This window comes from Chamaesiphon sp. OTE_8_metabat_110 (genome assembly GCF_031382685.1).
Lineage (GTDB): Bacteria > Cyanobacteriota > Cyanobacteriia > Cyanobacteriales > Chamaesiphonaceae > Chamaesiphon.
The window spans coordinates 1-12,084 of the sequence record NZ_JANMZA010000303.1 but is presented as its reverse complement, the minus strand read 5'-3'; the positions used below and the strand labels follow the sequence as shown (position 1 = coordinate 12,084).

The following is a 12,084-nucleotide window of genomic DNA, read 5'->3' as shown; positions in this document are numbered from 1 at the left end:
GTTTCGCTTGAGCTTCAACCCAACCTACAGATCTATCCACTTATTACTTTAGATGTTCAATTTTACGCTGGGAAAGGAGTAAGTGGGAACAACCACCCTGAAAAATGGGTTTACCGTACCTGTACAAATCGTAGGAATTTGAGATGATAGATGTATTGACAAAAACCAACTCAGGCACCCAACGATGAACTTCAATATTCACTCCCTGCATAACTGGTATCGTAGTTTATTACAAAATCCTAAATATCGCTGGTGGGTTGTTGCCGCTTCTGTTGTTTACTTAGTTAGCCCGATCGATCTAGTTCCTGATTTTTTACCTTTCGCTGGACTAGTTGATGACACATTGATTATCTCGCTCTTAGTTGCCGAAGTGTCTCAAATTGCCAAAGCAAAACTTCAGTCAAAAAGTAATCGCGTGACCGTCAATAAAACCGATGTGTCCGGTCAAGTGGTTGACGTACAGCCAATTCAATAATTATTCTGGTTGGTAAAGACATTGAAAAAGGTAGGGATAATTCATAAATTATCCCTACCTTTTTTAATGTCTTTAAATGTAGGGTGGGCATTGCCCACCAATTTAAAACAGCGATCGATCGATTAAAATCAAACCATCATATCGAGTCTTAACCCTTAAATTTCTCAGCAATGCGTTTCATTGCTTCTTCCACATTTGCGCGACTATTAAATGCCGAAATGCGGAAATAACCTTCACCCGCAGCACCAAAACCCGAACCAGGAGTACCGACAACATGACAATTCATTAATAACTTATCAAAGAAGTCCCAACTAGATAAACCATTCGGAGTTTTTACCCATACATAGGGGGCATTAATCCCACCATGCACTTCCAATCCCGCCGCCGTCAGTTTGTCACGAATGATGCGAGCATTCTCCATATAAAAGCCAATCAATTCCTTGACTTGAGCTTTACCTTCTGGTGAATAAACAGCTTCCGCACCACGTTGGACGATGTACGAAACACCATTAAACTTTGTCGATTGGCGACGATTCCAAAGTTTCCATAGCTCCACATCGCTACCATCGGCGGCTTTAGCCGTGAGTGTCTTTGGTACTACCGTCAACGCACAGCGAGTCCCGGTAAAGCCAGCATTTTTGGAGAAAGAGCGGAACTCGATCGCGCAATCCCGCGCACCTTCAATTTCATAGATAGATCGCGGTAAACTCGGATCGGTGATGAATGCCTCATACGCCGCATCAAAGAAAATAATCGAGCCATGTGCCTTGGCATAATCTACCCAGGCTTGCAGGTGCGCTCGGGTGGCTGTCGCACCAGTCGGATTATTCGGGAAACACAGATAGATCAAATCGACTTTTTGGCTGGGGATTTGGGCGGTAAAATCATTCTCCGCCGTAATCGGTAGATAGACTAAACCACCGTACTCGCCTTTATCGTTGGCATCGCCAGTATTACCCGCCATGACATTAGTATCGACGTAAACGGGGTACACGGGGTCGGTAACAGCGATCGTGTTGTCGTGTCCGAAAATGTCGAGAATGTTGCCACAGTCGCATTTAGAACCATCTGAGATGAAGATTTCGTCAGGCTCGATCGCACATCCGCGCGCTTGAAAATCATTGGTCGCGATCGCTTCTCGCAACCAAGCATAACCCTGTTCGGGGCCATAACCTTTAAATTTATCCCGATCGCCCATATCGGCGATTGCAGTCGTCATCGCCGTGCGACAGGCGACTGGCAATGGTTCGGTGACATCCCCAATCCCCAAGCGGATAATCGGCGCGTCAGGATTAGCTTGAGCGAAAGTATTGACGCGTCTGGCAATTTCGGGAAACAGGTAGCCAGCTTTAAGTTTTAGGTAGTTATCGTTAATAGTTGCCATAATTATCTGTCGCGAATCATTACTCAACAGCTTACAGCAACACGGGGTTCGGGGTTAGCACAAAGTAAGTCTCCACCCAAAAAGGGCGATCTCTAGCGTCACTAGAAATCACCCCTCGATCTTCCTGCTGAAAATTATCGATCTTTCAATATCAGCTATTCTCTAGCCGCGTCAGTCAATTTTCTTTTGATTCGCACTGCTGCCGCACCACCCAAAATCGTCCCCACAATTGTCAAAGGTTCGGGAACCGATGCGGTGACTGGTTCGACTGTAGAAGCCAAAATACTATAACCTCCAGTACTGCCGCTAGTGATGTCATTTAAAGTAAATGATAATGCCTTCACTGGAGTATCGATCGTACCTTGTGAATAAAAAGCTCCCGAAGGACTGTTATTTGATAGACTCACTCCTGTACCAGAATTGTTACCAACAAATCTGGTGTCATTCTTTATCGTGAGAGTCACGCTGTTTTCAAACGCAAATACTAAGTTGCTGTCTAGTGTGTAAGTAAATCCGTCGTTATCACCGCTAACATATTTAAAAGCCACTGTCTGTGTCTGTGGATCGAGTGGGTAAGAACCAGAGCCATTGGGATTTTGATTGAAGTATGTAGTGAAAGGTGCGCTAGCCGAACTGACCTTCGCATTATCGGCTGTGCCCGGTGCTGGATCTGGGTTAAAGTTGAAAGTGACGTTAAATGAGTTGCCTGCAACAGCATCTTGTAATTCCAAGAAGCCAGTTGTTTCGCCAGTAAAAACTACCTGTCCGCCGTTGAGTGCCACCCCATGAGCTGGTGCCGATGAAATGCCGATACTCGCACCCATCGCTAGAGTGCCAACAGCCAGGATTTGCGCTAAGTTGGTATACCTAAAAAAAATCTCGAATAAAGCCGATAAGTCTGGTAGTTGCTTGACTTTCATGATTGATTGATTGCGATCGGGGTTTGTTGTACGTTACATTCTATCTTGTAACTATCCAAATTTTTGGTCTCAACAGCACCAACAATCGCGAACCAGGATGTCTCGCACGACCTAAGATCTTCACCGCTACCAACGACATCGTTTTGATACATCGATTTATTTTTCTCGATGCTGCTACAGCTTTTAGCAAAAAAGGGACAACATCTAGTCACTGCTAAATGTTGTCCCTTTTTTTTGATGATATAGATCGACGCTCTCTGAAACTCAAACTAATTCTAATTAGTGGAGATCGATCTAGTTTTTAGTCGCGTTAGCCAATTTCTTTTTCATCCGCAAAGCTGCTGCACCACCAACGAGTGTGCCAATTACCGTAAAAGGTTCAGGAACGGCTGTTGATGAGACTGGTGAAGCAAGTATAGTGTAGTTACCACCCTGTACACCCGCTACTACAGAAATATCACTAAAAGTAAATGTATCCGTCAAAGCTAATGTTCGGTCTCCATTGGTTCGATCCGTGAAAAAGCCAGTACCATTGGTAATTCCGAACTGGACGCCCTGGGTGTTGCCGTTGTCGCTAAACACACTTTGGAACGTAGATCCTAATGGAACCGTATAGTTGATGTTGTTGGCGAAAGCAAACACTAAATCATTTGAAAGTCGATACTGAAGATTTCCACCACTGCCACTAACGTACTGAAAACTTCCTGTGCTTGGAGTTACACCGAGATTACCATTGAAAAATGGCGATAAAGACGATCCCATTGGGGCACCCAAAGTATCTGCCGATGCACTTGCGTTAAAGTTTACATCGAAGTTAGAGCCAGGAATTACATTTTGAAAAAAATCTCCTGTTCTGCCCAATATAGAAGCTTGTCCTGTCGTGAACACAACAGCTTGTGCCGGAGCCGCATTCATAGTTGCAACACCCATCGCCAAACCACTAATCGCGATCGCTTTAGTAATGCTATTAATCTTCGAGAAAGCTTTAAAGCTTGGTAAATTCGTTAACCGCTCAGTCTTCATGGTAAATTTCCTATTTTTGGGTACAATTTGTCTTTCAAACTAATACTTTTACGGTTATTGCAAATTAGTACATGAAATTTGCGATTTTTTACGACAAATGCCAACGTAACTTCATCGTAGCGCGAGATCTACATTGGCTCGATCGGTAATATTTTTTTCAGCAAATTGGCTTAGTCATGACAGCTCAAATGCAATCATACATGAACAGTAAAAGAAATCTACCGTCAAATCAAAGTTAACTTTAATATTCAAGCTAAATAGCTGATGTTTATCTCAAAGTTGAGATTAATTTGTCCATAAATATTTTTGTCAACAGTCAAACACACTAATTTTTAGAAATATTCCGACGAGAGCGGAGAGCGATATCTTTACCACCTTCAAGACTTATCGAGCCTGCCAGTCCACATGGACTGGCAGGCTCGATAAGTCTTGTTAGGATACCCAAAGCGAAGTATTAAATCTACCTTACTTTTGGTAAGTATGCAGGCTGATAATCGACGATCTCTATCGATCGAGACAAGATCGAGCGAGTATAATTTCAGAAATCGCCGCAACTAAGTCACTATTGAAACTAGCAAGATCGATCGGAAATTATCGCGATCTTGGCGCTCTCAAATAGGTTATTGGATATTATAGATGTGTCGTTTTTTACAATAATCGAATCGAATGGTGGTTAGCACCAAATTTAGATCGTGAATTATCGATGTGAGTAGTCACGAGATCGAGATTAGAGGCGATCTTTGAGAAAATTAACGGCTCGATCGTGAGACAATATCTTCAGAAAATGTTGGGAAACGATCGGGTGGCACTCGTAAACAACCCTAGAGACATCCTCTAAAAGTAAGAGTCAATCATCAAAAGCGCGTGCCGAGCCTACATACTCAGGTAACAATAACCGATCGGCGATACCCGCGCAGCCGCCGGGAATAGTTTGCCGAGCAGCTTCGCCGCACCACCGACAACAATATTGCCGTTGCTCGACAGACATGCCGCGCACGTTGGTAAAATCGACATCTTCAACTACGGCACCGCTGAACTCTCCGGTCATATAATCTGGAGATCGATCGGGAATTCGCGGGCTAGCATGTTCGAGATTACCATAAAAAAATCGCGTACCTTTGATGTCGGCACCGCTTAAGTTAGCCTGATAGAGGATGGTTCTCGATAAGTTAGCACCGATGAGATTGCAACCACTTAAATTAGTCCGAATCGCGTTAGCATCGCTCAGATCGCTCCAGCGCAAGTCACTGGCCGAGATATCTGTACCCGCAAGCATTCCGCCCAAATCGATGACCCGCACGCCACAAATGCGGTCTTCATCATAGCCGCCATTACCATTGAGTACCACTTTACCCAGTCGCAGATCGCGTTGCAGGGGAGTCAACAGATGAGAGCGCGATAAAAAGCGAATTACCCGCGCTTTCCCCTCAGCATTGATACTCCCGAGCAGTGCCGCCGTGCGCCCCACCGCAAAAGCCCGCTCCTGCGGCCAATCTTCCAAAAAGCCATCATCATCTAGCACCAGATCGGAAATTCCTTGAAAGTAATTATCGACCGTCTGTTGCTGTGTCAGAATATTTTGTTGATGATTGAGTCGGTTTTGCTCGATCGTCAAATCGCGAGAGACGATATACTGTCGCCAGGAAACATATGCCGCGATCGTGGCAATAGCCATTTGTCCCAAGGCTCCACCCCACAACCCCAAGGCACCAATGGTATTCCAATCGGTGCTTGGAGACGGAGTACTCAGATAATTAAAAAATCCACAAATCTTGAGTAAGGAGACAATTGCTACTAGCAGTGTAATCGCGGTAACTAACCGCAATTGTTGGTCTGAAGAGAGCGATTTTGGCAGGCGGTGACGGCTACCTTGGTAGAGAATCGGCACGGATAATCCGAGCGATATCGCACAACCTGCCACAGTAAGACCGACATTTTTAGACCACAATCCACACCCGATCGCGATAATCCCGAGTAGATTGAACCAGATTGTCATTTAAGCTAAGACCAGTCTGCAATTAAACTTCCCATATCAGGAATTTTAGCATTATTGGCCCTAGTGCCTAGTATTTATGAGTTCGATCGCTAATATCGATTAACCAATGCCATCAATTACGGGATGGAAGTAAAAGGCAAATCCCAAAACGACATAAGCAGCTAACAACAAACTACCTTCAAGCCAATTAGAACGTCCATCCGAACTAATCGAGTTGGCAATCAATACCGATACAGCTACAGCTACTAATTCAAATGGATTGAAATTCAAATTCATGGGCTTGCCCATGATATATCCAGCTAGTACCAGCACTGGCGCTACAAATAACGCGATTTGTAAACTCGAACCTAACGCTACCGATACAGATAAATCCATTTTATCTTTCATCGCGACAGTCACCGCAGTAGCATGTTCGGCGGCATTACCAACGATCGGCACTAAAATTACGCCAGTAAATAATGCTGTCAAACCTAATTGCTTAGTGGCTACTTCTAGGGTCGAAACTAGAAATTCTGATTCCACAGCAACGAGTAATGTACAACCTAATAGTACTGAAATCCACAGCGTTAAATTAACGGCTTCATGGTCGTTTTCACCACCTAAATTGGCGTCGGCTAATTCCTCCAGATCCAGATCTGCCAGCGTCACATCATACAGGTATGTATGCGTTTTCATCGAAAATAACAGCGTTAACCCATAGACGCCAATCAGCACAACCGATACGGCGAGCGAGAGTTTTTGAATCGCATCGGCATCGATACCTGTCGAAGTGTAATCCACTGCTGTTGGTAACAACATCGCAATTACCGCGAGATTGAGACTCGACGCATTCACCCGCGCTACAATCGGTTGAAAGACCTGCTCTTTATATCTCAAACCACCAAGCAGCATTGAAAATCCCATCACCAGCAATAAGTTACCAATAATCGAGCCTGTAATACTGGCTTTGACGACATCGATCAATCCCGCGTTGAGCGCCACTAGCGCAATAATTAATTCTGTCGCATTCCCAAAGGTGGCGTTGAGTAAGCCTCCAAGCGCTGGCCCCATCACCACTGCTATTTCTTCTGTTGCTGTCCCCATCCATGCCGCCAAGGGGATAATTGCCAGCGCAGAGGTGACAAAAACGATCGGTTCGCTCCAGCCCAAAAAGTGCCCCGCGATCGAAACTGGAACAAATAGTAGTAAAACAGAAAGAGCATTATTGAGATTTAACATTGATGCTTGTATTGGTACACCGTCTCTCTAGAGTACCCGATCTGTCCGATAGACTCTCTTGGCGATCGGTTCTTCTAGGAGAGGGGAGTTGGGAGTTGGGAGACTGAGGGACTGAGGGACTGAGGGACTAGGAGACTGGGAGAATAGGATTATGCCTCTTACCCATTACCCATTACCCATTACCCATTACCTCCCACCTCCCACCTCCCACCTCCCAACTCCCACCTCCCAACTCCCAACTCCCATCTCCCCTCTACCATGCAATACCGTCGATTTGGTCGCACCGAACTTCAAATGCCTGTCTTTTCATGTGGTGGAATGCGCTATCAACATAAATGGCAAGATATCCCCTTATCAGAAATTCCTAACGAAAATCAACTGAACCTTGAAGCAACAATTCGCCGTTCGCTAGCTGTCGGGATAAATCATATTGAAACAGCTAGATTTTATGGTTCTTCGGAGGTTCAGCTCGGTCAAGTTTTACCAAAATTAAATCGTCAAGATTATATTTTTCAAACTAAAGTTGCACCTGTTGCCGATGCCGCAGAATTTAGGCGGACTTTTGAGTTATGCCTATCGCGGCTTAACTTAGAGTATGTCGATCTGCTCGGGCTGCATGGCATTAACGATCGCCAAACTGCCGATTATGCACTTAGAGATGGTGGCTGTTGGGAAGTTGCCAAACAACTGCAAGCTGAGGGCAAAGTTAGGTTTATTGGCTTCTCTACACATGGCAGTACAGAAACGATCGTCCGGACGATCGAAACCGATAAATTTGATTATGTGAATCTCCACTGGTACTATATCAATCAAACTAATTGGGCGGCGATCGAAGCGGCCACCCGTCACGATCTGGGTGTGTTTATTATCAGCCCGACAAATAAGGGTGGTTTACTCAATAAACCATCCGCGAAATTAGTCGAACTCTGCCAACCTTTGAGTCCGATTGTCTTCAATAATCTCTTTTGTCTGAGTCATCCCCAGGTACATACGCTCAGTATCGGCGCGGCTACCCCTAGCGACTTTGACGAACACCTCAAAACGCTCCCACTTTTGGATCGCGCCGCCGAACTGCTACCGCCCATTATCGATCGCCTAGAACAGGCGGCGATCGACAAACTCGGGCGCGAGTGGGTGCAGACTTGGCGACAGGGCTTGCCAGACCCCACAGACACCCCTGGGAACATTAATATCCCTATTATCCTCTGGCTGAGAAATCTCGCGATCGCTTATGACACGATCGAGTACGGACAAATGCGCTACAACTTACTCGAAAATGGCGGACACTGGTTTCCTGGTGCCAAAGCTACCAATGTCAAAAATCTCGACCTGTCTATCTGTCTGGCAAGTAGTCCCCATGCCACTAAAATCCCCGATCTACTCTGGGAAACCGATCGACTCCTTGGCGGTATCGAAGTAAAACGACTGTCTCAAAGCTAGAGAATAGGGGATAGGGAAGTTAAGAGGCTAGGAGAATAGAAGAACGCTTGCGTTCTAAACCCCACCTAAAAGTTAAAGCCTAAAACCCAAAGTCTAATCCCTACCCCCTATCCCCTATTCCCTCTCCCCTCTCCCTATTGACTATTCCCAGCGATCGTGATATCTTAGCAAAGCACGTAAAGCGCACCTCAAGAAAAAATTTAACAAGCGGATGTGGCGGAATTGGTATACGCGCACGCTTGAGGTGCGTGTGGCTTAGTCCTTGGGAGTTCGAGTCTCCCCATCCGCATACAAGTTACTAGATACGCTAGTTTCTCTCTAGCAGTGTCGATCGAAAAGGCGAGATTACCTAATTTAGAGGGTAATCTTGGCCTTGTAGATATATCTTCAGATTCGGCACTACTTATACGGACAATAGTTAGTAGATTTGTCGAGCGCCGATCGTGAGTTTTTGTGAAGCTAGCTGAGCTAAATGACTCCAAATGTGTTATGATAAACATAACTACAAGGGCACGTGGTTCAGTGGATAGAGCATCAGGTTCCGGTCCTGAGGAGCGGGGGTTCGAGTCCCTCCGTGCTCATAAAATAGAAAAGCAGCAAGTGTTTTAACATTTGCTGCTTTTTGGTCTGGATTGCGCTAATCAAGCAATACCGAGCAACGGATTTAGCTTGCCCTGTGCATCTAAGTCATGGAGTGCGTCACAGCCGCCAACGTGAGTATCATCGATAAATATTTGTGGGACGGAACGTTTACCATCGCCTCTTTCTGCCATCGCCGATCGCGCTTGCTCGTCACCATCGACCGAATACTCGGTAAATTCAACGCCCTTACTCTTTAGTAGAGCCTTAGCCCGGATACAAAACGGGCAACTTCGCCATGTATAAATCTCAATATTTGGCTGCATGTAAATGTTTGCTGGTTCGAGCTGGACGTCACTGACTATTTTGACATTTTTTGATGTCGATCGTCAGCTACTACTCGATCGAGATCCAGGAACGATCGTACTGTTACCTGACGATCGCGATCGAACTAGACAAGCAGCTTATTCATACAGAAGTCGATGCTTGCAGTCCAATCCACACAAAAAATAGACCACCAGTAAATAGCGATCTAAGTTGCAGTAGTTATTGGGTAACTAATATAACAAGTATGATATCGGCAAACTTAGCCAGAACAATCAGCCAGTTGTATCGAGTCATCTCAGTCAAACGGCTGGACTTTGGGAGTTGGCGATCGATAAATGGCTACCATTAGCGGCAACCTTCGGCACTCATGTGACGATTTGTTCGCGCTTACCCGGCTAAATTTGTTATATTCAGCATTGAGCGAGAATAATCATCTTAATTTAGGAGAGCACCCCCAATGGCGTTTGTACAAGAAGCTTTGCCTTACGATGTAAGTGCTCTAGAGCCACACATGTCTGCACAGACATTTGAATTTCACTACGGCAAGCATCATGCTGGTTATGTAGCTAATCTCAACAATCTCACCAAAGATACGCCGATGGCAGACATGTCGCTCGATGAAGTGGTGAAAGCTAGTTTTGGAGATGCTAGTAAAGCAGGTATTTTTAATAATGCCGCTCAAGTTTGGAACCATGCTTTCTTCTGGAAATCCATGAAGCCGAATGGTGGTGGCGCACCTACTGGCGAATTAGCTGCCAAAATCGATGCGGCATTTGGCAGTTTAGACCAGTTCAAAGCCGACTTTAAAACTGCGGCTACGACTCAATTTGGTAGCGGTTGGGCTTGGCTTGTCAATGATGGCGGTACTCTCAAAATTACCAAAACTGGTAATGCTGAAAATCCCCTAGTTCACGGACAAACTCCCCTACTGACGCTGGATGTGTGGGAGCACGCTTATTATCTCGATTTCCAAAATCGTCGTCCTGATTTTATCAGTACCTACTTGGATAGCTTGGTAAATTGGGATTTTGCTGCGGCTAATCTGAAATAGTCACCAGTGGACGCGCAAGCGTCCACTCTTCTCTTCACCATTTTTAAGAGCGCACGTCTGGCGATCGAGCCAATCTAGTGATACAAGTATTGCAGCATGGACGATCGCATAACTGTCCGCTCGATCGCTAGCTGAGTGAGTTTTAGGATTAAATTAAGAACATCCTTTTATCCCACACTCAGCTATGAGTTTACATCGTCATCCGGCAATAATCGAGCGATTGCGCTCGATTATTGCCTTATTACTCATCGTTCCTGTCACCAGTATCGGCGCACTCTGTTCGACAGTCCTCGCTCCTGGTGCCATAGGACAAGAAATTGCAGTTTGCTGCGGTATTTGGCTGCTGCTATTTCCACTGTTGTGGCAGATATTAGTCGAGCGTCAGCCACTCCCCTGGCGGATAACATCAGATGGCTGGAGAGCTGGGGTTATCTTAGGTGCGATGATGTTTGGGACGATCTTTGCCAGTTATTGGTTGGTGGGTAGATATTGGTTAAATATTCCCGATATTAAAGCCAGAGTGAATCAGATGGGCATGAATATTCCCCTGATGGTATTTGGCTTTGGTACTTTTCAAACTTTAGTTAATTCGTTGATTGAAGAGTATGTGTGGCGCTGGTTTGTCTATCGTCACTGTGCTAGGTTATGGACGCAGGCACTAGCCGTTTGGATCTCAGCCGGATTCTTTACACTGCACCATGTTATTTTGCTGGTGGTTTATTGTGACGATTGGCGGTTGGTGGCGCTCGGCTCGATTGCCGTGTTTGGAGCAGGGGTTTTATGGGCTAAATGTGCCCGCTGCTATCGCTCGCTGTTGCCGAGTTATCTGAGTCATTTGGCAGCAGATTTAGCTCTGCAAATAGCTAGTTGGCACATTTTACTAGGCTAAAGGATCGTTAGCGGTGGGATAAGATGACAGTACATACTAAAAATCTGCTCGATCGAGTAATTTAGTACCTTTCGAGCAGATTCGTAGTTGTAAATACTTTAGACAATCGAGAATTACGTGCGGAACCGACGCTTATTCTGTCTGTGTCTGGCAATCGCTTTGCGCTTGCGTTTTTCAATTGGCGTTTCAAAGTGTCGGTGCTTGCGCATATCTGGGAAAATCCCCGCTTTGGAGACTTCTCGCTTAAATCGGCGTAGCACTGACTCAATGCCTTCACTTTCACCGGGAATTACTTGAGACATCCTAACCCATCCACAAACTTAGTTATTTGACATACCTCCTCGTCCCAAATGAGCGAGGATTCCTTGACGCTTCACAGCAACTTGCTACCGAGATAGTCTTACTATTGCTCCACATCTGTTTAGCTTCCAATGCTTTACGGCGACTTATAAAACTAACAAGACTAGATCGTATTAGCTATTTATCGACCAAAAAAGGACAAACTTGGAGTCTGCCCTTCTTTTTGCTTGACTCAAACGCTAAGGCTCAAATCTAGTAGCGACGGTTGCCACCGCCACCACCACCGAATGAACCTTTTTCTTCACGTGGCTCAGCCTTTTTGACTTTGAGGTCGCGACCCTTCCATTCAGCGCCATCGAGAGCTTCGATAGCAGCAGATTCTTCTGCGTCTGTTTCCATTTCCACAAAAGCAAAACCGCGTAGACGACCAGTTTCCCGATCGGTAGGCAATTGAACTCGCTTGACTTTACCGTACTCGGCAA

At 45.5% G+C, this 12,084-nt stretch carries 13 protein-coding genes and 2 tRNA genes; 7 read left to right on the top strand and 8 right to left on the bottom strand.

The annotated features are described in order from the left end of the window. The first annotated feature begins 184 nt into the window (after positions 1-184). Positions 185-475, top strand: a complete 291-nt coding sequence (locus RMO52_RS11035) for a YkvA family protein (protein ID WP_310413983.1) — start codon at positions 185-187, stop codon at positions 473-475. A gap of 148 nt (positions 476-623) precedes the next feature. Here the strand turns inward: RMO52_RS11035 and RMO52_RS11030 are convergent, their stop codons facing one another. From RMO52_RS11030 to cax, 5 genes are all read right to left on the bottom strand, one after another. Further along, positions 624-1,859 (bottom strand): LL-diaminopimelate aminotransferase, encoded by a 1,236-nt coding sequence (locus RMO52_RS11030; RefSeq protein WP_310413981.1) that lies wholly within the window; start codon positions 1,857-1,859, stop codon positions 624-626. A gap of 155 nt (positions 1,860-2,014) precedes the next feature. Then, the gene (locus RMO52_RS11025; protein WP_310413978.1) at positions 2,015-2,779 is read right to left on the bottom strand and encodes a PEP-CTERM sorting domain-containing protein; all 765 of its coding nucleotides are present in this window, start codon (positions 2,777-2,779) and stop codon (positions 2,015-2,017) included. A 294-nt stretch (positions 2,780-3,073) separates the two neighbouring features. Then, positions 3,074-3,802 (bottom strand): PEP-CTERM sorting domain-containing protein, encoded by a 729-nt coding sequence (locus tag RMO52_RS11020; protein ID WP_310413975.1) that lies wholly within the window; start codon positions 3,800-3,802, stop codon positions 3,074-3,076. Positions 3,803-4,649: 847 nt separating this feature from the next. Then, complete coding sequence (locus tag RMO52_RS11015) at positions 4,650-5,798, bottom strand: pentapeptide repeat-containing protein (RefSeq protein ID WP_310413972.1); 1,149 nt, start codon at positions 5,796-5,798, stop codon at positions 4,650-4,652. Positions 5,799-5,897: 99 nt separating this feature from the next. After that, entirely contained in the window at positions 5,898-7,016 is a 1,119-nt protein-coding gene (gene cax / locus RMO52_RS11010) for a calcium/proton exchanger (protein WP_310413969.1), read from the bottom strand. Positions 7,017-7,274: 258 nt separating this feature from the next. Here cax and RMO52_RS11005 point away from each other — a divergent pair, with 258 nt between their 5' ends. From RMO52_RS11005 to RMO52_RS10995, 3 genes are all read left to right on the top strand, one after another. Beyond that, positions 7,275-8,456 carry an aldo/keto reductase gene (locus RMO52_RS11005; RefSeq protein ID WP_310413965.1) on the top strand — a complete coding sequence of 394 codons (1,182 nt, stop codon included), beginning with the start codon at positions 7,275-7,277 and terminating at the stop codon, positions 8,454-8,456. Between the two features lie 207 nt (positions 8,457-8,663). Continuing rightward, positions 8,664-8,745, top strand: a tRNA-Leu gene (locus RMO52_RS11000). A 219-nt stretch (positions 8,746-8,964) separates the two neighbouring features. Next, positions 8,965-9,037 (top strand) — tRNA-Arg (locus tag RMO52_RS10995). Between the two features lie 60 nt (positions 9,038-9,097). Here RMO52_RS10995 and grxC read toward each other — a convergent pair. After that, the gene (grxC, locus tag RMO52_RS10990; protein WP_309741402.1) at positions 9,098-9,361 is read right to left on the bottom strand and encodes a glutaredoxin 3; all 264 of its coding nucleotides are present in this window, start codon (positions 9,359-9,361) and stop codon (positions 9,098-9,100) included. Between the two features lie 4 nt (positions 9,362-9,365). Here grxC and RMO52_RS10985 point away from each other — a divergent pair, with 4 nt between their 5' ends. The 3 genes from RMO52_RS10985 to RMO52_RS10975 all read left to right on the top strand — a co-directional run bounded on the left by RMO52_RS10985 (position 9,366) and on the right by RMO52_RS10975 (position 11,302). Further along, complete coding sequence (locus RMO52_RS10985; RefSeq protein ID WP_310413961.1) at positions 9,366-9,548, top strand: hypothetical protein; 183 nt, start codon at positions 9,366-9,368, stop codon at positions 9,546-9,548. A 271-nt stretch (positions 9,549-9,819) separates the two neighbouring features. Beyond that, positions 9,820-10,413 (top strand): superoxide dismutase, encoded by a 594-nt coding sequence (locus RMO52_RS10980; protein WP_310413958.1) that lies wholly within the window; start codon positions 9,820-9,822, stop codon positions 10,411-10,413. 184 nt (positions 10,414-10,597) lie between these two features. Further along, positions 10,598-11,302, top strand: a complete 705-nt coding sequence (locus tag RMO52_RS10975) for a CPBP family intramembrane glutamic endopeptidase (protein WP_310413954.1) — start codon at positions 10,598-10,600, stop codon at positions 11,300-11,302. A gap of 113 nt (positions 11,303-11,415) precedes the next feature. On the opposite strand, the gene rpsU is transcribed toward RMO52_RS10975, so the two are convergent. Beyond that, the gene (gene rpsU, locus RMO52_RS10970; protein WP_015162498.1) at positions 11,416-11,604 is read right to left on the bottom strand and encodes a 30S ribosomal protein S21; all 189 of its coding nucleotides are present in this window, start codon (positions 11,602-11,604) and stop codon (positions 11,416-11,418) included. Between the two features lie 250 nt (positions 11,605-11,854). Then, on the bottom strand, positions 11,855-12,084 hold a 230-nt coding region (locus tag RMO52_RS10965), incomplete at its 5' end, for an RNA-binding protein (RefSeq protein ID WP_310413949.1).

Bases quoted from the DNA above. Each gene is read 5' to 3' on its own strand.
- grxC (WP_309741402.1), bottom strand. From the start codon at position 9,361: ATGCAGCCAAATATTGAGATTTATACATGGCGAAGTTGCCCGTTTTGT.
- RMO52_RS11025 (WP_310413978.1), bottom strand. From the start codon at position 2,779: ATGAAAGTCAAGCAACTACCAGACTTATCGGCTTTATTCGAGATTTTT.
- RMO52_RS11030 (WP_310413981.1), bottom strand. From the start codon at position 1,859: ATGGCAACTATTAACGATAACTACCTAAAACTTAAAGCTGGCTACCTG.
- rpsU (WP_015162498.1), bottom strand. From the start codon at position 11,604: ATGTCTCAAGTAATTCCCGGTGAAAGTGAAGGCATTGAGTCAGTGCTA.
- cax (WP_310413969.1), bottom strand. From the start codon at position 7,016: ATGTTAAATCTCAATAATGCTCTTTCTGTTTTACTACTATTTGTTCCA.
- RMO52_RS10985 (WP_310413961.1), top strand. From the start codon at position 9,366: ATGTTTGCTGGTTCGAGCTGGACGTCACTGACTATTTTGACATTTTTT.
- RMO52_RS10980 (WP_310413958.1), top strand. From the start codon at position 9,820: ATGGCGTTTGTACAAGAAGCTTTGCCTTACGATGTAAGTGCTCTAGAG.
- RMO52_RS11015 (WP_310413972.1), bottom strand. From the start codon at position 5,798: ATGACAATCTGGTTCAATCTACTCGGGATTATCGCGATCGGGTGTGGA.
- RMO52_RS10975 (WP_310413954.1), top strand. From the start codon at position 10,598: ATGAGTTTACATCGTCATCCGGCAATAATCGAGCGATTGCGCTCGATT.
- RMO52_RS11035 (WP_310413983.1), top strand. From the start codon at position 185: ATGAACTTCAATATTCACTCCCTGCATAACTGGTATCGTAGTTTATTA.
- RMO52_RS11005 (WP_310413965.1), top strand. From the start codon at position 7,275: ATGCAATACCGTCGATTTGGTCGCACCGAACTTCAAATGCCTGTCTTT.
- RMO52_RS11020 (WP_310413975.1), bottom strand. From the start codon at position 3,802: ATGAAGACTGAGCGGTTAACGAATTTACCAAGCTTTAAAGCTTTCTCG.